This is a genomic window from Streptomyces sp. NPDC048337 (genome assembly GCF_043201175.1).
Taxonomy (GTDB): Bacteria; Actinomycetota; Actinomycetes; order Streptomycetales; family Streptomycetaceae; genus Streptomyces.
The window spans coordinates 155,470-177,349 of record NZ_JBICYR010000005.1 but is presented as its reverse complement, the minus strand read 5'-3'; the positions used below and the strand labels follow the sequence as shown (position 1 = coordinate 177,349).

The 21,880-nt window shown below is 72.9% G+C and carries 17 protein-coding genes, 2 pseudogenes and 1 riboswitch; of the genes and pseudogenes, 8 read left to right on the top strand and 11 right to left on the bottom strand.

Features of this window, described 5'->3' with window-relative positions:
• Window positions 1-182 precede the first annotated feature (182 nt).
• The 5 genes from ACGFYU_RS10885 to ACGFYU_RS10865 all read left to right on the top strand — a co-directional run bounded on the left by ACGFYU_RS10885 (window position 183) and on the right by ACGFYU_RS10865 (window position 6,276).
• On the top strand, window positions 183-1,208 hold the full coding sequence (locus ACGFYU_RS10885; protein ID WP_393826945.1) for a LacI family DNA-binding transcriptional regulator: 1,026 nt from the start codon (window positions 183-185) through the stop codon (window positions 1,206-1,208).
• Window positions 1,209-1,368: 160 nt separating this feature from the next.
• Window positions 1,369-2,565: a thiolase family protein gene (locus ACGFYU_RS10880; protein WP_393826944.1), complete on the top strand. Its 1,197-nt coding sequence runs from the start codon at window positions 1,369-1,371 to the stop codon at window positions 2,563-2,565.
• Window positions 2,566-2,885: 320 nt separating this feature from the next.
• A complete protein-coding gene (locus tag ACGFYU_RS10875) occupies window positions 2,886-4,325 on the top strand; it encodes an aldehyde dehydrogenase family protein (RefSeq protein WP_393826943.1) in 1,440 nt (479 codons plus the stop codon).
• Between the two features lie 68 nt (window positions 4,326-4,393).
• Window positions 4,394-4,780, top strand: coding sequence for a thioredoxin family protein (locus tag ACGFYU_RS10870; protein WP_393826942.1), 387 nt, complete (start codon window positions 4,394-4,396; stop codon window positions 4,778-4,780).
• A gap of 41 nt (window positions 4,781-4,821) precedes the next feature.
• Entirely contained in the window at window positions 4,822-6,276 is a 1,455-nt protein-coding gene (locus ACGFYU_RS10865) for a dihydrolipoyl dehydrogenase family protein (RefSeq protein WP_393826941.1), read from the top strand.
• A 14-nt stretch (window positions 6,277-6,290) separates the two neighbouring features.
• Here the strand turns inward: ACGFYU_RS10865 and ACGFYU_RS10860 are convergent, their stop codons facing one another.
• The 5 genes and pseudogenes from ACGFYU_RS10860 to aceA all read right to left on the bottom strand — a co-directional run bounded on the left by ACGFYU_RS10860 (window position 6,291) and on the right by aceA (window position 13,853).
• Complete coding sequence (locus tag ACGFYU_RS10860) at window positions 6,291-6,944, bottom strand: HAD family hydrolase (protein WP_393826940.1); 654 nt, start codon at window positions 6,942-6,944, stop codon at window positions 6,291-6,293.
• Window positions 6,945-7,329: 385 nt separating this feature from the next.
• Window positions 7,330-9,646 (bottom strand): annotated as a pseudogene (gene metE / locus ACGFYU_RS10855) (5-methyltetrahydropteroyltriglutamate--homocysteine S-methyltransferase).
• A 191-nt stretch (window positions 9,647-9,837) separates the two neighbouring features.
• Window positions 9,838-9,992, bottom strand: a riboswitch (cobalamin riboswitch).
• An 81-nt stretch (window positions 9,993-10,073) separates the two neighbouring features.
• Window positions 10,074-10,939, bottom strand: a pseudogene (locus ACGFYU_RS10850) (3-hydroxybutyryl-CoA dehydrogenase).
• Window positions 10,936-12,528 carry a malate synthase A gene (aceB, locus tag ACGFYU_RS10845; protein WP_393826939.1) on the bottom strand — a complete coding sequence of 531 codons (1,593 nt, stop codon included), beginning with the start codon at window positions 12,526-12,528 and terminating at the stop codon, window positions 10,936-10,938. Before aceB ends, ACGFYU_RS10850 begins: the two are co-directional and overlap by 4 nt.
• Window positions 12,529-12,554: 26 nt before the next feature.
• Window positions 12,555-13,853 carry an isocitrate lyase gene (gene aceA, locus ACGFYU_RS10840; RefSeq protein WP_393826938.1) on the bottom strand — a complete coding sequence of 433 codons (1,299 nt, stop codon included), beginning with the start codon at window positions 13,851-13,853 and terminating at the stop codon, window positions 12,555-12,557.
• Window positions 13,854-14,120: 267 nt separating this feature from the next.
• Between aceA and ACGFYU_RS10835 the strand changes: the two genes are divergently transcribed.
• Entirely contained in the window at window positions 14,121-15,533 is a 1,413-nt protein-coding gene (locus tag ACGFYU_RS10835) for a short-chain fatty acyl-CoA regulator family protein (protein WP_393826937.1), read from the top strand.
• A gap of 61 nt (window positions 15,534-15,594) precedes the next feature.
• The gene (locus tag ACGFYU_RS10830; RefSeq protein ID WP_393826936.1) at window positions 15,595-16,362 is read left to right on the top strand and encodes a metallophosphoesterase; all 768 of its coding nucleotides are present in this window, start codon (window positions 15,595-15,597) and stop codon (window positions 16,360-16,362) included.
• A gap of 16 nt (window positions 16,363-16,378) precedes the next feature.
• Here ACGFYU_RS10830 and ACGFYU_RS10825 read toward each other — a convergent pair whose 3' ends face one another.
• From ACGFYU_RS10825 to ACGFYU_RS10800, 6 genes are all read right to left on the bottom strand, one after another.
• Window positions 16,379-17,029 (bottom strand): hypothetical protein, encoded by a 651-nt coding sequence (locus tag ACGFYU_RS10825; protein ID WP_393826935.1) that lies wholly within the window; start codon window positions 17,027-17,029, stop codon window positions 16,379-16,381.
• On the bottom strand, window positions 17,026-17,463 hold the full coding sequence (locus ACGFYU_RS10820) for a DUF6114 domain-containing protein (RefSeq protein WP_393826934.1): 438 nt from the start codon (window positions 17,461-17,463) through the stop codon (window positions 17,026-17,028). Before ACGFYU_RS10820 ends, ACGFYU_RS10825 begins: the two co-directional genes overlap by 4 nt.
• The gene (locus tag ACGFYU_RS10815) at window positions 17,454-18,119 is read right to left on the bottom strand and encodes a DUF6230 family protein (protein ID WP_393826933.1); all 666 of its coding nucleotides are present in this window, start codon (window positions 18,117-18,119) and stop codon (window positions 17,454-17,456) included. Before ACGFYU_RS10815 ends, ACGFYU_RS10820 begins: the two co-directional genes overlap by 10 nt.
• 107 nt (window positions 18,120-18,226) lie before the next feature.
• On the bottom strand, window positions 18,227-18,982 hold the full coding sequence (locus ACGFYU_RS10810) for a MerR family transcriptional regulator (protein WP_393826932.1): 756 nt from the start codon (window positions 18,980-18,982) through the stop codon (window positions 18,227-18,229).
• Window positions 18,983-19,033: 51 nt separating this feature from the next.
• Window positions 19,034-20,233: a methyltransferase gene (locus ACGFYU_RS10805; RefSeq protein WP_393827140.1), complete on the bottom strand. Its 1,200-nt coding sequence runs from the start codon at window positions 20,231-20,233 to the stop codon at window positions 19,034-19,036.
• A gap of 113 nt (window positions 20,234-20,346) precedes the next feature.
• Window positions 20,347-20,697, bottom strand: a complete 351-nt coding sequence (locus ACGFYU_RS10800; RefSeq protein ID WP_393826931.1) for a tetratricopeptide repeat protein — start codon at window positions 20,695-20,697, stop codon at window positions 20,347-20,349.
• Between the two features lie 108 nt (window positions 20,698-20,805).
• Here ACGFYU_RS10800 and ACGFYU_RS10795 point away from each other — a divergent pair, with 108 nt between their 5' ends.
• A complete protein-coding gene (locus tag ACGFYU_RS10795) occupies window positions 20,806-21,771 on the top strand; it encodes a pirin family protein (protein WP_393826930.1) in 966 nt (321 codons plus the stop codon).
• Window positions 21,772-21,880 lie beyond the last annotated feature (109 nt).

Sequence of the window (21,880 nt, the reverse complement as noted above, 5' to 3'; positions counted from 1 at the left end):
GGGGGTGCGACGGAGCGCGACAGGGCGACGGCACGGCGGGACACGTGCGGAGACACACCCGGTGCGGGGGATGTGACACCAGTGGTTACACGTGTCAATGAATCGTGTAACCACTGTGTAGCATTCGTTTCCGGCCATCCGCTAGCCCCCGGGCGCAACCGGTCTGGAAAGATGCCACGGCAATGTCCCAGTCATCGAAATCCCCGCAGCCACCGCAGCCGCCGCCCCCGGTGCCCACCAGCGCCGACGTGGCCCGGCTCGCGGGCGTTTCGCGCGCCACGGTCTCGTACGTGCTGAACAACGCGGAAGCCGTCCGCATCAGCGAGCCGACCCGCCGCAAGGTCCGCGAAGCCGCCGAGGAGCTCGGGTACGTCCCGCACGCGGCCGCCCGCAGCCTGCGCGCCGGGCACACCCGGATCGTGCTGCTGCCCACCTCGCACGTGCCGATCGGGCCGCTGTACGGCACCTTCCTCAACGAACTCGAACGCGCCCTGCGCCGCCTCGACTACACGGTGGTCCAGTACGGGAGCCTCGGCCTCACCGGTGACGAGGCCGCCCGCGCCTGGGCGGAGCTGCGCCCGGTGGCGGTGATCTCCCTCGGCTGGGTCACCCTCTCCGCGCAGAACGTCGCCACCCTCAAGCGGGCCGGGGCCCGCGCGGTGATCACGATGGGCCCGGTCGGCGTGCCGGGCGCCCACGCGCTGGTCATGAACCAGGAGGAGGTCGGCGTACGGGCCGCCGCCCATCTGGTGGAGCGCGGTCGGCGGCGGATCGGGGTGGTCGTCCCCGAGGAGGAGGGGCTGGAGCTGTTCTCCGCGCCCCGGCTGGCGGGTGCCCGCTCGGTGGCCGGAGCCGAGGTCGAGGCCCTCCCGATGGCCTTCTCCGAGGAGTCGGCCGGGGCGCTCGCGGCCCGCTGGCGCGGGCTCGGGCTGGACGCGGCCTTCGCGTACAACGACGAGTACGCGATGCTGCTGATGCGGGCCTTCCAGGAGGAGGGGCTGCGGATTCCCGAGGACGTGGCCGTCATCGGCGCCGACGACCTGCTCCTCGGACGGCTGCTGCGGCCCCGCCTGAGCACGGTGCAGATCGAGCTGCCGACCGGCGAACACCTCGCCTCGCTGGTGGACCACGCGGTGCGCGAGCCCTCCGAGGTCGCGGAGCGGCACGACCTGATGGCGGCCCGGGCCATCCGGCGCGAGTCGACCTGACCGGATCCCCGGCCGTCGCCGCCCGTGGGCCGTTGACAGGCGGTGACGTGCGGACGGAGACTGCGGGCGCGCCCCACCGGGCGCGCCCGGCGGCGTCTCCCGGTGCACACACCGGCACCGATGCGCCACCGCCCGTACGGATCCGCCCAGGAGAGACCCCATGAGCATCCGCACCGTCCGCGACGTCTACGTCGTCGACGCCGTCCGCACCCCGATCGGCAAGTTCGGCGGTGCCTTCGCCGGAGTACGGCCGGACGACCTCGCCGCGCACGTGGTGCGCGCACTGGTGGACCGTACGCCCGACCTGGACCCGGCGCGGATCGACGACGTCGTCTTCGGCGACGCGAACGGCGCCGGCGAGGACAACCGCGACGTCGCGCGGATGGCCGTGCTGCTGGCCGGGCTTCCGGTGAGCGTCCCGGGCGCCACCGTCAACCGGCTCTGCGGCTCCGGCCTGGAAGCCGTGATCCAGGCGGCCCGCGCCATCGCCCTCGGCGACGCCTCCGTGGCCATCGCGGGCGGCGTCGAGTCGATGAGCCGCGCCCCGTGGGTGGTGCAGAAGCCCGAACGGGCCTTCCCCGCGGGCCATCAGCAGATGTGGTCCACCACCCTGGGCTGGCGGATGACCAACCCGCGGATGCCCGCGGAGTGGACCGGCTCGCTCGGCGAGGGCGCCGAACTCATCGCCGAGAAGCACGGGATCACGCGGGAGGCGCAGGACGCTTTCGCGTTGGAGAGCCACCGCAAGGCGGCCGCCGCCTGGACCGCCGGACTGTACGACGGCGAGGTCGTGGCGTACCCCGGGGTGGACCTGGGGCGTGACGAGTGCATCCGCGAATCCACGTCCGAGGCCCTGGCGCGCCTCAAGCCCGCCTTCCGGACGGACGGCAGTGGCACGGTGACGGCGGGCAACGCCTCGCCGCTCAACGACGGTGCCGCGGCGTTGTTGTTGACCGACGAGGAGGGGCTGGCGGCCACCGGGCGGGAGCCGCTCGCCCGGATCAGCGCCTCGGCCGTCACCGGCATCGAGCCGCAGCTCTTCGGTCTGGGGCCGGTGGACGCGGTCCAGCGGGCGCTGGCGAAGGCAGGGCGGTCGTTTGGTGATGTGGGCGCCTTCGAGCTCAACGAGGCTTTCGCCGCACAGGCGTTGGGCTGTCTGGGTGCCTGGCCGGAGCTCGACCCGGCCGTGGTCAACCCGCGCGGCGGCGCCATCGCGATCGGGCACCCGCTGGGCGCCTCCGGGGCGCGGCTGGCCGGGGCGGTGGCGCACCAGTTGGCCGCGGCGGGTTCGGGTACCGGTGTGGCGGCGCTGTGCATCGGGGTGGGGCAGGGGATCGCGCTCGTGCTGGAGCGCTGACCCCCCCGGGGCGGGTGGGTCGGGGCCGGGGGCGGGGGGGGGTGTCGCCCGGGACGGGCTTCGATGTTCGGCGCCTGTTCGGGGTCTGTTCTGCCGGGCGGTGGCGTGCGCCGAATTCATCTCGTTTTAGTCCCGGCCGACACCCCACCCCGCCCCCGGCCCCGACGGCGGGTTCCTGGGGGGGTGGGGGCGTCGATCGTTTCCGGTCAGCTTTGCTTTCAACTGCCCAATAACTGAACAGAAGTGGAGGCCTCGGTCTGGCACGATGGCGCGTGCTGCCGCCCCCCGCCCCGCCCATCCCCACCCGGAGGCCCCGCGCCATGCCGCTCCTCGATCCGACGCTCTGGCAGGACGGACCCACCCTCACCGGCGGCGCCGCCCCGGTCGTCGAACCTGCCACCGGCCGTACCCTCGCCACCATCGACCTCGCCGCGCCCGCCGACGTGGCGGAGGCCGCCGTACGGGCCCAGGCTGCTCAGCGTGACTGGGCGGGCGTCACCCACCTGGAGCGGGCGGCGGTGCTGCGCCGTGCCGGTGACCTGTTCGCCACGCACGCCGAGGAGCTCGGTGAATGGCTGGTCCGGGAGTCCGGGTCGATACCCGGGAAGGCCGGCTTCGAGCTGCACGTCGCCGCGCAGGAGTGCTACGAGGCGGCCGCGCTGGCCTCGCGCCCGACCGGTCAGGTGCTGCCCAGCGAGGCGCCCAGGCTGTCGTTCACGCGCCGGGTGCCGGCCGGGGTGGTCGGGGTCGTCGCCCCCTTCAACGCCCCGCTGATCCTGTCGATCCGCTCGGTCGCGCCGGCGCTGGCGCTCGGCAACGCGGTACTGCTCAAGCCGGACCGCCGGACCGCCGTCTGCGGCGGCCTCGCCCTCGCCGCGGTCTTCGCCGCCGCGGGCCTGCCGAGCGGGCTGCTGCACGTCCTGCCGGGGGGCGCCGAGACGGGTGCCGCGGTGGTCGCCGACCCCCGGGTCCGGGTGGTGTCCTTCACGGGATCCACCGCCACCGGCCGGGTCGTTGGTGAGCTGGCTGGCCGTCACCTTACGCGTGCGCACCTGGAGTTGGGCGGAAATTCCGCCCTCGTCGTGCTCCGTGACGCCGATGTCGAGGCCGCCGTCGCCCAGGCCTCCTGGGGGTCCTTCTTCCACCAGGGCCAGATCTGCATGACCGCCGGTCGCCACCTCGTGCACGCCTCGCTGTACGACGAGTACGTGGAGCGGCTCGCCGCGCGGGCCGAGGCCCTGGCGGTGGGGGACCCGTACCGCGAGCAGGTCCACCTGGGCCCGCTGATCGACCGCGGCCAGCTGGAGCGCGTACACGCCCTGGTGGAGGCGAGCACCGAGCAGGGCGCCAAACTCGTCGCGGGCGGTACTCATGAGCACCTCTTCTACCGTCCCACCGTGCTGGCGGGAGTCGCCGACGACACCCCTGCCTACGCCGAGGAGGTCTTCGGTCCGGTGGCGCCCGTACGGTCCTTCGCGACGGAGGACGAGGCGGTGGAGCTGGCTTCGGCGGGTCCGTACGGCCTCTCCCTCGGGATCGTGACCAGGGACGCGGGGCGCGGGCTGGAACTGGCCGCGCGGATCCCGACCGGGATCGCGCACGTCAACGACCAGACGGTCAACGACGAGGCCGTCGCCCCCTTCGGCGGGGTCGGCGCCTCCGGCACGGGCGCCCGCTTCGGCGGCGAGGCGAACCTGGACGCCTTCACGGAGCTGCGCTGGACCACGGCCCGCACCACCCCCGCCGGCCACCCGTTCTAGCCCGCGGAATGATGCGGGCCGGTCGTTCGTTCAAGGAGCAGACGGCTCAATCAGGAGGTCTGGACACCGTGGCTACAGTCGAGCTCACCAAGGAAAACTTCGACCAGACGGTCAGCGAGAACCCGTTCGTGCTGATCGACTTCTGGGCGGGCTGGTGCCGACCGTGCCTGCAGTTCGCCCCGGTCTTCGAGAAGGCCTCGGAGGCCCACCCTGACCTGGTCTTCGCGAAGGTCGACACCGAGGCGCAGCAGGAGCTGGCCGGGGCCTTCCAGATCACCTCGATCCCGACCCTGATGATCGTCCGGGACCGGGTGGCCATCTTCGCCCAGCCCGGCGCGCTGCCGGAGGCGGCGCTGACCGACCTCATCGGCCAGGCCCGGGCCCTCGACATGGACGAGGTGCGCGCGAAGATCGCCGCCGAGTCCGGTACGGGGTCCGGCACGCCGGAGGCCTGAGTGCGTGACGCGGCCGCGGGCGGGCGGTGACACTGGCCCGTATGACCGAAGCCGTGGAGTACGACGTCGTGGTGCTCGGTGGGGGACCGGCCGGCGAGAACATCGTCGACCGGACCCGCGCCGCCGGGCTGAGTACGGCCCTGGTGGAGAGCGAACTCGTGGGCGGGGAGTGCTCGTACTGGGCCTGCGTCCCCAGCAAGGCCCTCTTGCGCCCCGTACTGGCCAGGGCCGATGCGCGCCGGGCGCCGGGCCTGGCGGACGCCGCCCGGGGGCCGCTGGACACGGCGGCGGTGTTCGCGCACCGCGACTACTGGACCGGCAGCTGGAAGGACGACGGCCAGATCGACTGGCTGGACTCGATCGGCGCCCACCTGTACCGCGGCCACGGGCGGCTCTACGGGATCCGGAAGGTCGCCGTCACCAGCCCCGAGGGCGAGCACCACGTGCTGTCGGCCCGGCACGCGGTGGTGGTCGCCACCGGCTCCCGTGCCGTGGTCCCCGACCTGCCCGGCATCGCCGGGGCCCGACCCTGGACCAGCCGGGAGGCGACCTCCGCCCAGGAGGTCCCCGGCAGGCTGCTGATCGTGGGCGGTTCGGTGGTGGCCGCCGAGATGGCCACCGCCTGGCAGGGCCTCGGATCGCAGGTCACCGTCCTCGTCCGCGGCCCCCGGCTGCTGCCCCGCATGGAGCCCTTCGCGGGAGAGCTGGTCGCCGACGCGCTCCGCGAGGCGGGCGCGGTGGTCCGTACGGGCGTCACCGTCGAGGCGGTCGTACGGGACGGTTCGACCGGGCCCGTCACGGTGGTGCTGGAGGGCGGCGAGACCCTGGTGGGCGACGAGCTGCTGATGGCGACGGGCCGGTCGCCGCGGACCGATGACATCGGGCTGGACACGGTGGGGCTGGCCCCGGGCGAGTGGATCGGGGTCGACGAGAGCTGCCGGGTGCCCGGACACGACTGGCTGTACGCCGTCGGGGACGTCAACCACCGCGCGCTCCTCACCCATCAGGGGAAGTATCAGGCCCGGATCGCGGGCGCCGCCATCGCCGCCCGCGCGGCCGCCGGAGCCTCGGCGGACACCGAGGCCGGCACCGGGGCCGGCACCGGACGCTGGGGCGCGCACGCGGCGACCGCCGACACCCTGGCCCTCCCGCAGGTGGTCTTCACCGACCCCGAGGCCGCGGCCGTCGGCCTGAGCCTGGCCGAGGCCGAACGGGCGGGCCACCGGGTGCGCGCGGTCGACTACGACCTGTCCAAGGTGTCGGGCGCCGGCCTGTACGCCGACGGCTACCGGGGCAGTGCCCGGATGGTCGTCGACCTGGACCGCGAGGTCCTCCTCGGCGCCACCTTCGTCGGCCCGGGCGCCGCCGAGCTGCTGCACTCGGCGACGATCGCGGTCGCGGCGGAGGTCCCGATCGACCGGCTGTGGCACGCGGTCCCCGCCTTCCCCACGATCAGCGAGATCTGGCTGCGCCTGCTGGAGACGTACCGGGGCTAGGCCGGTCCTTCCGGTCAGGCGGCCGCGGCGAGGAGGGGCGGCAGCTCGCGCATGTCGTGGAAGACGACGGTGCCGGCGCCTTCGAGGCGCTCGGCCGGGGTCAGCCCGCCGGCGTAGCCGAAGGCCCGCATGCCCGCGGCGCGGGCGGCCTCGACGCCGGGCCGGCTGTCCTCGACCACCGCACAGGCGGCCGGGTCGACGCCCATCCGCCGTGCGGCGTGCAGGAAGAGGTCCGGGGCCGGCTTGCCGCGGGCGACTTCGGCGGCGCTGTGGATGCGGCCCGCGAAACGTGCGTAGAGGCCGGTGCGGCCGAGGGTGTGGCGCATCTTCTCGTGGGAGCCGCTGGAGGCGACGCAGGTCGGCAGGGTGATCGCGTCGAGCGCCTCGGGCAGTCCCTCGACGGGGGCCAAGCCGGCGTCCACGGCTTCGGCGTGGAGCTGTTCGAACCGGTCCCACCACAGGGCGGAGGTTTCGTCGCCGAGCCGGGCGGACACCTGCTCGCGGATGGAGGTGCTCGATCGCCCGATGAAGCGGTCGATCACCTCCTCCTCCGTGAGCGGCCACCCCAACTCGGCGCCCAGGGCGACCTGGACGCGCACGGCGATGCGTTCGCTGTCGACCAGCACGCCGTCGCAGTCGAATATCACGAGTTCAATCGGCTTGATCATCCCCGCAGCATAGGGGGAAGGGGGCTGACGGCAGGTCAAGTGTCAGTCCCTCCCGTGTCGTTCTGCCCGGGTCAGCCGAGCAGTGCCATGGGCCGCCGCGCGGCCGGGAATCCGTAACCGCCCTGGCCGGGGGCTGGGCATGGCCGATGCCCGAGGCGCGGCGTGGAGGCCGGTGCCCGCTCGGGAGCCGGCCGTGCGTCCCTCCTGGATCGCAGGCCCCGTGTGGCGCACAGGACGCACACACGGGGCCGGGAACCGATCGGCTTCGGTGCCGCGGACGTGCTCCCGCCCGCCGGCGGCTCCCGGACCCCGCCGGTCCCGCGCGGAGCGGTGGCCCGGCCGGCGGGCGTACACCGAGGGCTCGGCCGCCTCCGCGGGGGCCGGTTCAGCCGGAGGTCAGCTCCGACCGGACCGTGTGGGCCGCGGCGACCAGGTGCTCCAGGGAGGCCCGGGTCTCGGGCCAGCCGCGGGTCTTCAGGCCGCAGTCGGGATTGACCCACAGCCGCTCGGCCGGGATCGCCTCAAGCCCCTTGCGCAGCAGGGCCGCCGCCTCGTCGGCCGAGGGGACGCGCGGCGAGTGGATGTCCCATACGCCGGGGCCGACCTCGCGCGGGTAGCCCGCGCCCGCGAGTTCGTCCGCCACCTGCATGTGGGAGCGGGCGGCCTCCAGGCTGATGACGTCGGCGTCGAGGTCGTCGATGGCCCGCAGGATGTCGCCGAACTCGGCGTAGCACATGTGGGTGTGGATCTGGGTCTCCGGCCGGACCCCGCTCGTGGTGAGCCGGAACGACTCGGTGGCCCAGGCCAGGTACTCCGTGTGCCCGTCGGCCCGCAGCGGCAGCGTCTCGCGCAGGGCGGGCTCGTCCACCTGGATCACCGAAGTCCCCGCCGCTTCCAGGTCGTTCACCTCGTCCCGCAGGGCCAGCGCGATCTGGCGCGCGGTGTCGCCGAGCGGCTGGTCGTCGCGTACGAAGGACCAGGCGAGCATGGTGACCGGGCCGGTCAGCATCCCCTTGACGGGACGGCCCGTCTGCGCCTGGGCGTACGAGGTCCAGCGGACGGTCATCGGGTCGGGCCGGGAGATGTCGCCGGCGAGGACCGGCGGGCGGACGTAGCGCGTCCCGTACGACTGGACCCAGCCGTGCTGGGTCGCCAGGTAGCCGGTGAGCTGCTCGGCGAAGTACTGGACCATGTCGTTGCGTTCGGGCTCCCCGTGCACGAGGACGTCGATGCCGGCCTTCTCCTGGAAGGCGAGGACCTCGCGGATCTCAGCCTTGATGCGCTCCTCGTAGCCGTCCCTGTCGATGCGGCCGGCGCGCAGGTCGGCGCGGGCGGTGCGCAGGTCCGGGGTCTGCGGGAAGGAGCCGATCGTGGTGGTGGGCAGCGGAGGCAGGCGCAGATGGGCCCGCTGGGCGGTGGCCCGGTCGGCGTAGGGCTGCGGACGGCGGGCATCGGCCGCGGTGGTCGCGTCGGCGCGGGCCCGTACGGCGGGATCGCGGGTGATCGCCGAGCTGGCGCGGGAGGCCAGGTCGGCCCGGTTGGCGGCGAGTTCGGCCGCGATGGCGTCGGTGCCCTGGGCCAGGCCGCGGGCCAGCGTGGTGATCTCGGCGGTCTTCTGCCGGGCGAAGGCCAGCCAGCGGCGGACCTGCGGGTCGATGTCGCGTTCGGCGGCGGCGTCCAGTGGGACGTGCAGCAGGGAGCAGGACGCGGCCACGTCGACCCGGTCGGCGAGGCCCAGCAGCGTGCCCAGCGTGGCGAGGGACTTCGCGTAATCGTTGATCCAGATGTTGCGGCCGTTGACCACGCCCGCGACCAGGCGCTTGCCGGGCAGGCCGCCCGCGGCTGCGAGATCGGCGAGGTTGCCGGCGGCCCGCTCGGTGAAGTCCAGGGCCAGGCCCTCGACGGGCGCCTTGGCGAGCACCGGCAGGGCCTCGCCCAGCCGGTCGAAGTAGGAGGCGACCAGCAGCTTGGGCCGGTCGGTGAGCGCGCCGAGCTCGCGGTAGGCGCGGGCCGCGGCGCCCAGGTCGGCCGGGGTCCGGTCCTGGACGAGGGCGGGCTCGTCCAGTTGCACCCACTCGGCGCCGGCGGCCCGCAGGTCGGAGAGGACCCGCGCGTAGACGGGCAGCAGCCGGTCGAGCAGGGTCAGCGGCTGGAAGCCGGGGGCGACGCCCGGGGCCGGCTTGGCCAGCAGCAGGTAGGTGATCGGGCCGACGAGCACGGGCCGGGCGGTCAGCCCGAGGGCCAGGGCCTCGCGCAGCTCCGCGACCTGCTTGGCGGAGTCGGCGGTGAAGGCGGTGTCGGGGCCGAGTTCGGGGACCAGATAGTGGTAGTTGGTGTCGAACCACTTGGTCATCTCCAGCGGAGCCACGTCCTGGGTGCCGCGGGCCATCGCGAAGTAGCCGTCGAGGGCGTCGGAGGCGAGCGCCGCCCGGTGTCGGGCGGGGACGGCGCCGACCATCACGCTGGTGTCCAGTACGTGGTCGTAGTACGAGAAGTCGCCGGTCGGCACCTCCGTGATGCCGGCCTCGGCGAGCTGGCGCCAGTTCGAGCGGCGCAGGTCCGGCGGTGCGGTGGAGGGCCTCGGCGGTGACGCGGCCCTTCCAGTAGCCCTCGACGGCCTTCTTCAGTTCGCGGTTCTGCCCCTGCCGCGGGTAGCCGTACACGGTGGGCTGTACTGCCGCGGCTGCGGACTTGTCTGTCACGGAACTCTCCTTCGCGAGCGTGTCTCCATGGACCCGGTGAGGGCCGAGGGCGCGAAGGGGTGCCGGAACGGGCGGACCGCCGGATCGCGTACGCCTGGGTACGCGACGGGAGATCCGCCCGATGTGCACGCCGACCCGCCCACGAGGTCACCGGGAAACCGTGCGCGGTCGTTCGCGCACGGGCAACGGGCAGGTCTTCGGACTCGCGGGCACACCGACCTCTTCACGAGGCGGCACCTACTGGCCGTCGCTTCCCAGGACCGGTTCCGGTCCCAGTGCGTATGACGGCGGTCGTTCCCACTCACCGCTGCGGGGCAGTCCCGGATTCCCACCGGGTTCCCTCTTACGACGCGTCCCGCCATGGGGGTCCCCCCAAGCCGTTCAGGCCATGGGGGAGGACGGGGGCGAACCAGCTGCGTTCGCAAGCCTACCCGGTGTAGGTGTGGAATCCACGACCCGATTTCCGGCCCAACAATCCCGCCTGCACCATCCGTTGGAGCAGCGGCGGCGGGGCGTACAGCGGCTCCTTGAACTCCTCGTACATCGAGTCGGCGATGGCGGCGACGGTGTCCAGACCGATCAGGTCGGCGAGTTTGAGCGGGCCCATGGGGTGGGCGCAGCCCAGTTCCATGCCCGCGTCGATGTCGGCGGGCGTGGCGTATCCGGATTCGGCCATGCGCACGGCCGAGAGCAGATAGGGGACGAGGAGGCTGTTTACGACGAAGCCGGCCCGGTCCGTGGAGTGGATGGCGTTCTTGCCCAGAGTGTCGCGGGCGAAGGACTCCACCGTGCGCACGGTCTCCGTGGAGGTGTGCAGGGAGGAGACGATCTCCACCAGGGGCAGGACGGGAACGGGGTTGAAGAAGTGCAGGCCCACGACCCGGTCGGCGCGCCCCGTGGCCATGCCCAGGCGCATGATCGGGATGGCGGAGGTGTTGGACGCGAGGACGGCCTCCGGGTCTTCGACGATCTTGTCGAGCGCGGTGAACAGCTCCGTCTTGACCTCGGCGCCCTCGGTGACGGCCTCGATGACGAGACGGCGGTCCGCGAGCTCGTCGAGGTCGGCCGTGAAGACGAGGCGGGCGAGGGCGTGCTCGGCGGAGAGACGGTCGAGTTTCCCGCGCTGGACAGCCCGTTCCAGGGAGACCGCGACGCGTTCGCGGCCGCCCGGGCGGCGGTGGCGTCGGCCTCGCAGACGAGGGTGTCGAGCCCGGCGAGGGCGCACACCTCGGCGATGCCGGCGCCCATCAGGCCGCCACCGACGACTCCGACCCGGCTGAGGGGGCTGGTCATGAGCGTGCCTCCGTACGGCGGACGAGGTGGCGGGCGTAGGCCCCGGGGGTGAAGAAGGGCGGCAGGGTGGGACCGAGGGCGGTCTCCTCCAGGATCCGGCGGGCCGCGGCCACCTCGGCGCCGGGCTGTTCCGCGGCGAGCGCCGCGCACTCGGAGTCGAGCAGGCCGAGGACCTCCTCGCGGGTGACGGCGCGATGGCGCAGCCACTGCCAGAGCTGCACCCGGGCGATCTCGGCGGTGGCCGCGTCCTCCATCAGCCCGTACAGGGCGACCGCTCCGCGCCCGCGCAGCCAGGCGTCGAAGTACCGCAGCGCGACGGCGACGTTGGCGCGCACGCCGTCCGGGGTCGGCGAGCCGCCGACCCGGCGCACCGAGAGCAGGTCGCAGGCCCGGACGGCGACGTCGCCGCGGGTGCGGTCCAGCTGGTGCGGCCGGTCGCCGAGGACCGCGTCGAAGGCGTCCCGGCAGACCGGGACCAGGCCCGGGTGGGCCACCCAGGAGCCGTCGAAGCCGTCCTCGGCCTCCCGCTCCTTGTCCAGCCGGACCCTGGCCAGCGCGGCCTCGTGGGCGGCCGGGTCCTTGCCGGGGACGTGGGCGGCCATGCCGCCGATGGCGTGGGCGCCGCGCTTGTGGCAGGTGCGGACGAGGAGTTCGGTGTACGCCCGCATGAACGGGGCGGTCATGGTGACCCGGTCCCGGTCGGGGAGGAGGAAGTCGGTGCGGTGCGCGAAGGTCTTGATCAGGCTGAAGAGGTAGTCCCAGCGGCCCGCGTTCAGACCCGAACTGTGCTCGCGCAGCTCGTAGAGGATCTCCTCCATCTCGAAGGCGGCGGTGATCGTCTCGATGAGGACGGTGGCGCGGATCGTGCCGCGGGGGATGCCGAGGAGGTCCTGGGCGAGAACGAAGACGTCGTTCCAGAGCCGCGCCTCGTAACGGTTCTCCAGCTTGGGGAGGTAGAAGTACGGGCCGGGGCCGGCGTCGATCTGCCGCTGGGCGCAGTGGAAGAAGTACAGGCCGAAGTCCACCAGCGAAGCCGGTACGGGGCGGCCGTCGATCTCCAGGTGCTCTTCGAGGAGGTGCCAGCCGCGGGGCCGGACCACGATCGTGGCGAGGTCCTGCCCGAGCCGGTACTCCTTGCCGTCGGGGGCGGTGAAGTCGATGCGCCGGTCGATCGCGTCGCGCAGGTTCACCTGGCCGTCGATGACGTTCCCCCAGGTGGGGGCGGTGGCATCCTCGAAGTCCGCCATCCACACGCGGGCACCGGAGTTGAGGGCGTTGACGGTCATCCGCCGGTCGGGCGGGCCGGTGATCTCGACCCGGCGGTCGGTCAGCCCCGGCGCGGGCGGGGCCACCCGCCAGGACGGATCGGCGCGGACGGGAGAGGTGGCGACGGAGAAGTCGAGCGGGGTGCCGGCGGCCAGGCGGGCCGACCGGCGGCGCCGCTCCTTGAAGAGGTCCAGCCGGCGCTCGCCGAAGGCGGCGTCGAGCCGGCCGATGAACTCCAGCGCCTCGACGGTGAGGATCTCCTCGTGCCGGTCGCCCGGCGCGCCGAGGACCCGGACACGGCGGGTCAGTGCGGGGGTGGCCATTGCGGTCTCCTGACTGGTGGAAGGGCCTAGTGGAACTGCTCTTCCTCGGTGGACCCGGCGAGCGCGGTGGTGGAGGAGGCGGGGTTGACGGCGGTGGAGACGAGGTCGAAGTAGCCGGTGCCCACCTCGCGCTGGTGCCGGACAGCGGTGAACCCGTGCTCCTGGGCGGCGAATTCGCGCTCCTGGAGGTCGACGTACGCGGTCATGCCGTGCTCGGCGTAGCCGCGCGCGAGGTCGAACATGCCGTGGTTGAGGGAGTGGAAGCCGGCCAGGGTGATGAACTGGAAGCGGTAGCCCATCGCGCCCAACTCCCGCTGGAACTTGGCGATCTGGTCGTCGTCCAGGGCCGCCTTCCAGTTGAAGGAGGGCGAGCAGTTGTAGGCCAGCATCCGGTCCGGGTACTGGGCGTGGATCGCCTCGGCGAACTCGCGCGCCTGGGCGAGGTCCGGGGTGCCGGTCTCGACCCAGATGAGGTCGGCGTACGGGGCGTAGGCGAGGCCGCGGGCGATGACCGGGGCCATGCCGTTCTCGACGCGGTAGAAGCCCTCGGCGGTGCGCTCGCCGGTGGTGAACCGTGCGTCCCGCTCGTCGACGTCGCTGGTCAGCAGGTTCGCGGCGAGGGCGTCCGTACGGGCGATGATCAGGGTCGGGACGTCGGCGATGTCGGCGGCCAGGCGGGCCGCGTTGAGGGTGCGGATGTGCTGGGAGGTGGGGACGAGGACCTTGCCGCCGAGGTGGCCGCACTTCTTCTCGGAGGCGAGCTGGTCCTCGTAGTGGATGCCGGCCGCGCCCGCCGCGATCATGGCCTTGGTGAGCTCGAAGGCGTTGAGCGGGCCGCCGAAACCGGCCTCGGCGTCGGCGACGATGGGCGCCAGCCAGTCCGTTGCGTCGGTGCCGCCCTCGGCGGTGGCGATCTGGTCGGCGCGCAGCAGGGCGTTGTTGATCCGACGGACCACCTGGGGAACGGAGTTGACCGGGTAGAGGCTCTGGTCCGGGTAGGTGTGACCGGCCTGATTGGCATCCGCCGCGACCTGCCAGCCCGAGAGGTAGATGGCCTGGAGTCCGGCCCGGACCTGCTGGACGGCCTGGCCGCCGGTCAGGGCGCCGAGCGCGTGGACGTAGTCGCGCTCGTGCAGCTGCCGCCACAGCCGCTCGGCGCCGCGCCGGGCCAGGGTGTGCTCCTCGCGGACGCTGCCGGAGAGCCGCACCACGTCCTCGGCGCCGTAGGTCCGCTCGATGCCCGCCCAGCGGGGATCGGTCGCCCACCGCTGTGCGAGGTCCGCCGCCGCTGCCGTCGTCTCTGCCGTCGTCTCTGTCTGAGCCATGACGTCACCGTCTCCAAGAGTCGTGAAGGGTGCCAAGGAATGGCACTTCGTGCCGCGGAATGGAGTGCGGCCGCTGAATCCCTCCCGGTGGAGCCGAGGGCGTCGGCCGCAGAACGACTCTCGCAGCGGCATCCAGTGCCAACAACCGTGGACGGCTGCCAAGTTCTGCGAATCTTCGGAAGGGGTTCTGCGAATCTTGCGAAGGTTCATTCCGGGGCAACCTCGCGTAGGGTGACGGCTGTTGGGACGGGTGGCCGAGGGGGCGCGGTGAGCAAGACCTACGCGGGAGCGCGGCTGCGGAGGCTGCGCGAGGAGCGGCGGATGAGCCAGGCGGAACTGGCCCGGGTCCTCGGCATCTCGCCCAGCTACCTCAACCAGATGGAGCACGACTCCCGGCCGCTGACCGTACCGGTGCTGCTGCGGCTGACCGAGGCCTTCGGCGTCGACCCCGGCTTCTTCTCGGAGCGCGATGCGAGCCGGCTGGTGGCGGACCTGCGCGAGGCCCTCGCGGGCGAGGTCGCCGAGGCCCGGGTGTCCCCGTCCGACCTCGCCGAACTGGCCTCCCGCATGCCCGCCGTGGCCCAGGTCCTGCTCGACCTCGGCCGCCGCGGCCAGCTGCTCGCCGAGCGGCTGTCGGACGCCGCGGAGAGCCGGGACGCCCTCGCGGGAGCGGCCGGCTCGCCCCGCTCACCCCACGAGGAGATCCGGGAGTTCTTCTACCGCCGGCAGAACTACCTGCACGACGTCGACCTCGCGGCCGAGGACCGCGCCCGCGAGATCGGCATCCGGCCGGGCGATGTCCGCCGAGCCCTCCAGCGGCGGCTCACGGAGCGCCACCAGGTGCGGATCGCCTCCGACACCGACCGGCTCCACCACTACGATCCCGCCGCCCGCGTCCTGCGCCTCTCGGCCCGGCTGCGACCGGGCCAGCAGGCCTTCCGCATGGCCACCCAGCTGGCCCTGCTGGAGTACGGCGACGACCTGGACCGGCTGGCCGCCGAGGACTTCCCGGTCGGCTCCACCGCGCACTCCCTGGCCCGGATCGGGATCGCCAACTACTTCGCGGCCGCGCTGATCCTCCCGTACCGGGCCTTCCACACGGCCGCCGAGGAGTACCGGTACGACATCGAGCGCCTCACCGACCACTTCGGCCTCGGCTACGAGACCGTCTGCCACCGCCTGAGCACCCTCCAACGGCCCCGGCTGCGCGGGGTCCCGTTCTCCTTCGTCCGCGTCGACCGGGCCGGGAACATGTCCAAGCGGCAGTCGGCCACCGGATTCCACTTCTCCCGGGCGGGCGGCACCTGTCCGCTCTGGAACGTCTACGAGGCCTTCGCCGCGCCCGGCCGGATCCACGTCCAGATCGCCTCCATGCCCGACGGGCAGCGCTACTTGTGGACCGCCCGCGCCGTCACCCGCCACCGCGGCGGCTGGGGCGAACCGGGCAAGACCTTCGCCATCGGCCTCGGATGCGAGATCCGGCACGCCGCGCGCCTGGTCTACTCCGACGGCCTCGACCTCGACAACACCGCCGCCGCCACGCCCATCGGCATGGGCTGCCGGCTGTGCGAGCGCCTCGACTGCCCCCAGCGCGCGGCGCCCCCGCTCGGCCTGCCCCTGGCCGTCGACGAGAACTCCAGCACCTTCGTCCCGTACCGGATCGAGGCCCGGGAAGGGTGAGTTGGACAGTGTCGAATAGGGTGATCACTTCTCTGGACCAGAGACGAAGGAGTCACCGCTCGTGATCGTGATCGCCCACCTCAGCGATGTCCATCTCGACGGCGGCACGCGGGCCGCCGACCGTACCCGCGCCGTCATGGAGTACCTCGACAGCCTGCCCTACGACCTGGACGCCGTACTGGTCAGCGGCGACATAGCCGACCACGCCACCGCCGCCGAATACGAGGAAGCCGCCAAACTGCTCCGCTCGCGGCACCCGTTGGTCATCTGCCCCGGCAACCACGACGAGCGGGTCGCCTTCCGGCAGGGGCTGTTGGGGGAGGGGGCCGCCGCGTCGGCGGCGCCGGTCGACCAGGTGCTGCGCGGGGACGGGTTCGTGCTCGCGGTGTGCGACTCGTCCGTCCCGGGCGAGGACCACGGCCTGCTGGAGGACTCCACGCTCGGCTGGCTGGACGGCGTACTGGCCGACACCCCGCGCGAGACCCCGGTCCTGGTCGCCTTCCACCACCCGCCGGTTGCGCTGCACACCCCGTACGTGGACGAAATCCGGCAGTTCGGCGAGGAGCGGCTCGCGGCGCTGGTCGAGCGCCACCCGCACCTCACGGCCTTCCTGTGCGGGCACGCCCACACCGCGGCCGCGACCACCTTCGCGGGGCGGCCGTTGCTGGTCGCGCCGGGCGTGGTCTCCACCCTGCGGCTGCCGTGGGAGAACCGGACCGCGCCCGACCACCACGTCCACCTCGACGAGCCGCCCGCCGTGGCCTTCCACGTCCTCGGCGAGGACGGGCGGCTGACGACCCACTACCGGGTGGTCGTCAGCCGCCCGTAGCCGCTGCCGCCCCCGGTCAGGGGCCTACGGTGATCTGCTGGGCCGGGTCGGTCGTGTCGGCGACGAGGTAGACCGCGTTGAAGGTGGACGAGGTCGCGCTCGTCGGGCAGCCGAACCCGCCGGTGACCTTGACCGGCACCGAGGCGTTGGTGAAGGTCAGGCTCGACGGCGCGCCGTTGGCCCAGGTGCCGCCGACGGCGGGCGCGGCCGTGGGCGCCGCGGTGACCGTGCAGGAGGCGAGCCCGGTCGTCTTGAGCACCAGCCCGCCGACCGGCACGGTCATGGTCGCGGTGATCGGGGAGCCGTCCTGCATCGACACCGACCAGGCGCCGCTGGTGGTGACCGTGGGGGTCACGCCCGGCATGCTGGAGGTGCAGGAGCTGTACGTCGGCGGCGAGATCGGCGAGGAGACCGGCCCGGCCGCGTTGTGGTTGCCGGGGGCGGCCGGCACCGTACCGGTGGAGACGGAGACCGTACAGGTCACCGTCACCGACCCGGCCTTGAGGGTGGCCTTCCCGCTGAGGGTGGCCTTGAAGGAGTGCCCGGCCGGGGTGACGGTGGTCGACCCGGCCGCGGCCAACGGTGCGGCGGAGGCGGTGACCGAGGCCAGCGACAGGGCTCCGGCGGCGGCCATCCCGAGGGCGAGCGCGGTGCGCGTACGGCTCATGGCTGTGCTCCTTGGGGATCCTGGTGCGGGGTGGGGGTGGGGGTGGGGGTGGGGGAGGGGGATGGGGACGGTGCGGCGCTGGGGAGCGGGGCGGCGTAGGGCTGCCAGGCGAACATCAGGCCGCCGCCGAGAATCCCGAGCAGGGTGCCGATCAGGAAGCCGCCCAGGTTCGACAGGACCAGGGCCGCGGTGGCGATCAGCGTGGTGAGGACACCGGCCAGGTTCCGCTGCGGGGGCGAGAACCAGGCGGTGAGCCCGAGCACGATCATGACGATGCCCATCAGCACGGAGGGGATGCCCGCCACCCCCTGCTGGAGCATGACCTTCAGCGGTGCGAGCGGCAGGAGGCAGATCTCGGTCCCGGCGAGGACGGCGAGGAGCCCTCCCCAGAACGGCCTGCTGCGCCGCCACCGCCGCCATCGGGTCAGAAGCATTCCTTCTTGCCCTTGCTGATGTTCATGGAGAGCCCGGAGAGCTTGAAGGTGCCGGCGTTGGTCGCCCACGCCGTCTGCTGGAGGTTGGTGATGCTGACCCAGTCCGCCTGCTGGGCGAAGAGGTCCTGCATCCCCTGCGCGTCGGCCGGCCCCTTGTCGAGGGTGGACGCGTCGCGCCCGATCTCGATGTTCTTGAAGACGGCGTCGCCGGAGAGCTGCGTCGCGTCGACGAAGAGGTTGCTCGCCTCGACCGGGGTCTTCTGGCCCGCGGTCAGGTTGAGCGAGATGTCCCCGATCACCGGGAGGGAGGTGACCACGGACTGGCAGAGGCTGTTCAGCTTCGCCTCCCTGATGGCGGTGACCGCCACCGGGATGAGTTCCTCGCGGGCGTTGACGTCGACGCCGCCGTACTGGGCGAAGCCCTCACCCTCCAGGCTCTTCGCCGACACCTTGAACTGCTGCCCCGATACGGCGAAGGAGGCGGCGAGCGCGCCCTGCGCGAGGGCGATGCCGAGGCCGGCGGTGACGGCGACGGCGGGGACGGTCAGGACCGCGAACCGGCGCCAGCGGACGCGGCCGGCGCCTGAGGGCGGTGCGGGGGATTCGGGGAATTCAGGGGACTTGGGAGGCTCGGGTAACTCGGGGGAATTTGCCATGAGATCGTCCCTTATTTCGGCTGTGCACCGTTGTTACCGACGAGTTGAATGTAAGAGTGCCAATGGTGGTTGGCAAGGTTGTGCGAGCGCACCCTTTCGGCCGACTCCTACTGCTCCGTACGCAGCAGTTCGGCGACCTCCGCGTCCACCCGGCGCGCCATCGCCCGCGCGAACTCCGTGGCCACCACCTCACCGGCCACCGGCCTCAGTGCCGCCACCGCCGCCGTGATGTGCTGGAGCTGCGTGGCCGAAAGCCGCTCCAGCCCCTGCGCACCGATCACATGCCGCCGGAACAGCCCGACGAACCGGTCCGCCAGCGCGGCCGCCTGCGCCTGTACGAAGTCCCCCGCGTCCAGGATCTCGGCGAGCGGCACCCCCTGGCGCACCAGCGTGAGCGTCGCGTCCAGCAGCCTGCGGCTCGGGTGGGTGACGAGGTCCCCGTCGACCGTCACGTACCCCAACTCCGCCGCCCGCCGGGTGTCTTCGGCCGTAGCGGTCGGGCCGAACAGCTCCCGCAACTCGGCGCGGGTCATCGTGACCGGCTCCTCCTGCACCCAATCCCGTGTCATCTCCCGTTCCAGACCCAGGAGTTGGGACAGGCCCCCGCCGTCCTCCCAGGCCTGCAGGAGCTCGGCGATGCCGTTGACCGTGTAGCCGCGCCCCAGCAGGTCGCTGATCAGGCGCAGCCGGGTCAGGTGGTCCTCGGAGTACCAGGCGATGCGGCCCTCCCGGCGCGGCGGCGGCAGCAGCCCGCGCTCCTGGTAGTAGCGCAGGTTGCGCACCTTGACGCCGGCCGCCCGGGCCACGTCCTCGCGGCGGTAGCGCCCGCCGCCGGTCCCGTCCTCCACCCCGCTGCTGCTCACGCGGCCGAGTGTAGGACGTACCGGCAGGTCACAAAGGTGCGTACCGGCAGGTCACATGGGCCGCGGACGCTCACGCCGCTTGACCGCCCGCAGGATCACGAACTTCGGCTCGCTCGCGACGACTTCGCTGTTGCCGAACAGGCGGCGCAGGTGGGTGTGGTAGCCCATGTGCCGGTTGGCGACGATCCACAGCTCGCCGCCGGGCCGCAGCACCTTGCGCGACTGCGCGAACATGCGCAGCGCCGTGGCGTCCGTCGTGGCCTGGTGGGAGTGGAACGGCGGATTGCTCAGCACCAGGTCGACGGAGCCGGGATCCAGCATCGCCACCCCGTCGCCGGTGAAGAACTCGGCGGTCCGCCGGCCCTCGCGGACGTTCGCCCGGTACGTGGCCCGCGCCGAGGCGACCGCCTGGTAGGACTCGTCGGTGAAGACCACCTGGGCATCGGGATCGTGGACCTGCACGGCCGTGCCGACGACACCGTTGCCGCAGCCCAGGTCGACGACCGTGGCGCCGTCGGTGTTGGTGGGCAGGTTCTGGAGGAAGAAGCGGGTGCCGACGTCGAGCCGGTCGGCGCAGAAGATCCCGGCGTGGTTGACGACGGTCAGCCCGGAGCCCGAGCCGGCGTCCTCGTCCACCGTGTACGTCAGCGGCCACGGGTCGGCGGCCGCGGGCCGGATGGCCCCGGGGGTGCCCGGCGTACAGAAGATCAGCCGGGCCTTCTTCTCGGCGAGGGAGGTCTTGGTCGGGCCGAGGATCTTCTCGAACAGCCGCAACGTCGAGGTGTGGATCTCCTTGACCATGCCGGTGCCGACGACCACGGTGCCCGCGTGCACGTGCGGGGCCAGCCGGTACAGCTGGTCCTCCAGCAGCGCCAGGCTCTTGGGCACGCGCACCAGCAGGACGTCGATCCGCTCGGGCGGCGGGTCCTGCGTGGTCAGCAGCGTCACCGTGGCCTTGGACGTCCCGATGCCGGCCCGGTCCAGATTGGCGGCCGTGGCGGAACGGGCGAGGGCGGAGTCCGTGATCTGCGTCGGCCGGTACGCGGCGAGCGCCGTCGTCAGCGACCCCCAGCGGTCCCCGAGCACGGTGATCCGGCCCGCGGCGGCGGCCAGGTCCACCGGACCGCGCTCCCCGGTACCGGAGTCGAGGTGGCGCAGCAGGTACTCGTCGGCGGCGTCCCAGGCGCGGAGCCGGTCGCGCGGGTCCTCGGGGAAGCGGGTGAGCTCGTAGGAGCCGAAAGGCGTGGTCAGGCGGTTCATATGCGACCCAGGCTAACCGAGCCGGAGCCCGGCCCCGTACGGACGGCGCGGCCCGGGGGCCGATCGGCCCTGCTCACCACTCCCACTCGGCCCCTACTCGGCTCCTACTCGGGGAAATCCCCGGCCATCGCGGCGGCCGTACGCAGATACGGACGGGCCTCGTCGGGCCGCCCGAGCCGCTCCAGGGTGCGACCGAGCATCAGCTGCGCGTAGTCCTCCACCGGCCAGCGCTCCAGGATGGCGCGGAGCTCCCGCTCGGCGCGGGAGAGCTGGGCGGAGTGGTAGTAGGCGCGGGCCAGCAGCAGCCGGGGCGCCAGCTGCTCGGGCACCTCGCCCGCCAGGGTGTCGAGGACGCGGGCGGCCGTCGCGTACTCCTTCGCGTCGAAGAAGAGCCGGGCCCGGTCCCAGCGCTCGGCTGCCGTCCCGTGCCCGAGGTACGCCGTAGGCCCGTCCATCCTGCTCTTCCTTCCTTCGCCATGTCCCCCGCTCGAACACGCCCGCACGGTGAAACATTCCACCCAAGGCACCCACCCCCTCGGGACTCTCGGGACTACTTTGTCCGCATGAGCAATCTCGATCGCCAGCCCGCCCTCTCCACCTGCGGCGGCCGCGGCTTCGTCGTGGCCGAACCGGTACGCGAGCTCCTCAGCCCGCGCACCGTCAAGCTCGGGGAGTCCACCGAGGTACGCCGCCTCCTGCCGAACCTGGGCCGCCGCATGGTGGGCGCCTGGTGCTTCGTGGACCACTACGGACCGGACGACATCGCCGACGAGCCCGGCATGCAGGTCGCTCCCCACCCCCACTCCGGACTCCAGACGGTGAGCTGGCTCCACGAGGGCGAGGTGCTGCACCGCGACAGCGTCGGCAGCCTCGCCACGGTCCGCCCGCGCGAGCTGGGCCTGATGACCTCCGGCCGCGGCATCAGCCACTCCGAGGAGAGCCCGCGCCCGCACGCCCGCTTCCTGCACGGCGCCCAACTGTGGGTCGCCCTGCCGGACGCCCACCGGGACGTGGAACCGCACTTCCAGCACCACCCGGAGCTCCCGCACGTGACGGCCCCGGGCCTGACGGCGACGGTCATCCTGGGCACCCTGGACACCGCAACCTCGCCCGGTACGGCGTACACCCCGATCGTCGGCGCCGACCTGGCCCTGGCGGCGGGCACCGAGACCCGCCTCCCGCTCGAGCCGGACTTCGAGTACGCGGTCCTGTCGATGTCGGGCGAAGCCCACGTCGACGGCGTCCCCCTCCTCCCCGGCTCGATGCTCTACCTGGGCTGCGGCCGCACCGAACTCCCCCTGCGCGCGGTCTCCGACGCGGGCCTGATGCTCCTGGGCGGCGAGCCGTTCGAGGAGGAGATCGTGATGTTCTGGAACTGGGTCGCCAGGAGTCATGAAGAGGTCGTTCAGGCCCGCGAGGACTGGATGAACGGAACCCGGTTCGGCGAGGTCAAAGGCTACGACGGGCCCCCGATCCCGGCTCCCGAGATTCCCCCAACCCACCTGAAACCAAGGGGACGGGTGCGCTGACCTGGAGTCTCTGGATCAGGCCGATCAGTGGAGACCGGCTGAAGAGAGGCCGCCCCTCCTTCGGGGATTGCTCCCGGGGAGGAGGTGGCGGGGCGCCTGGCGGGTGGGT

What these genes read in the sequence shown, in the direction of transcription:
- ACGFYU_RS10885 (WP_393826945.1), top strand. Translation starts at nt 183, where the DNA reads ATGTCCCAGTCATCGAAATCCCCGCAGCCACCGCAGCCGCCGCCCCCG.
- ACGFYU_RS10880 (WP_393826944.1), top strand. Translation starts at nt 1,369, where the DNA reads ATGAGCATCCGCACCGTCCGCGACGTCTACGTCGTCGACGCCGTCCGC.
- ACGFYU_RS10875 (WP_393826943.1), top strand. Translation starts at nt 2,886, where the DNA reads ATGCCGCTCCTCGATCCGACGCTCTGGCAGGACGGACCCACCCTCACC.
- ACGFYU_RS10865 (WP_393826941.1), top strand. Translation starts at nt 4,822, where the DNA reads ATGACCGAAGCCGTGGAGTACGACGTCGTGGTGCTCGGTGGGGGACCG.
- ACGFYU_RS10860 (WP_393826940.1), bottom strand. Translation starts at nt 6,944, where the DNA reads ATGATCAAGCCGATTGAACTCGTGATATTCGACTGCGACGGCGTGCTG.
- aceB (WP_393826939.1), bottom strand. Translation starts at nt 12,528, where the DNA reads ATGGCCACCCCCGCACTGACCCGCCGTGTCCGGGTCCTCGGCGCGCCG.
- aceA (WP_393826938.1), bottom strand. Translation starts at nt 13,853, where the DNA reads ATGGCTCAGACAGAGACGACGGCAGAGACGACGGCAGCGGCGGCGGAC.
- ACGFYU_RS10825 (WP_393826935.1), bottom strand. Translation starts at nt 17,029, where the DNA reads ATGAGCCGTACGCGCACCGCGCTCGCCCTCGGGATGGCCGCCGCCGGA.
- ACGFYU_RS10820 (WP_393826934.1), bottom strand. Translation starts at nt 17,463, where the DNA reads ATGCTTCTGACCCGATGGCGGCGGTGGCGGCGCAGCAGGCCGTTCTGG.
- ACGFYU_RS10815 (WP_393826933.1), bottom strand. Translation starts at nt 18,119, where the DNA reads ATGGCAAATTCCCCCGAGTTACCCGAGCCTCCCAAGTCCCCTGAATTC.
- ACGFYU_RS10800 (WP_393826931.1), bottom strand. Translation starts at nt 20,697, where the DNA reads ATGGACGGGCCTACGGCGTACCTCGGGCACGGGACGGCAGCCGAGCGC.
- ACGFYU_RS10795 (WP_393826930.1), top strand. Translation starts at nt 20,806, where the DNA reads ATGAGCAATCTCGATCGCCAGCCCGCCCTCTCCACCTGCGGCGGCCGC.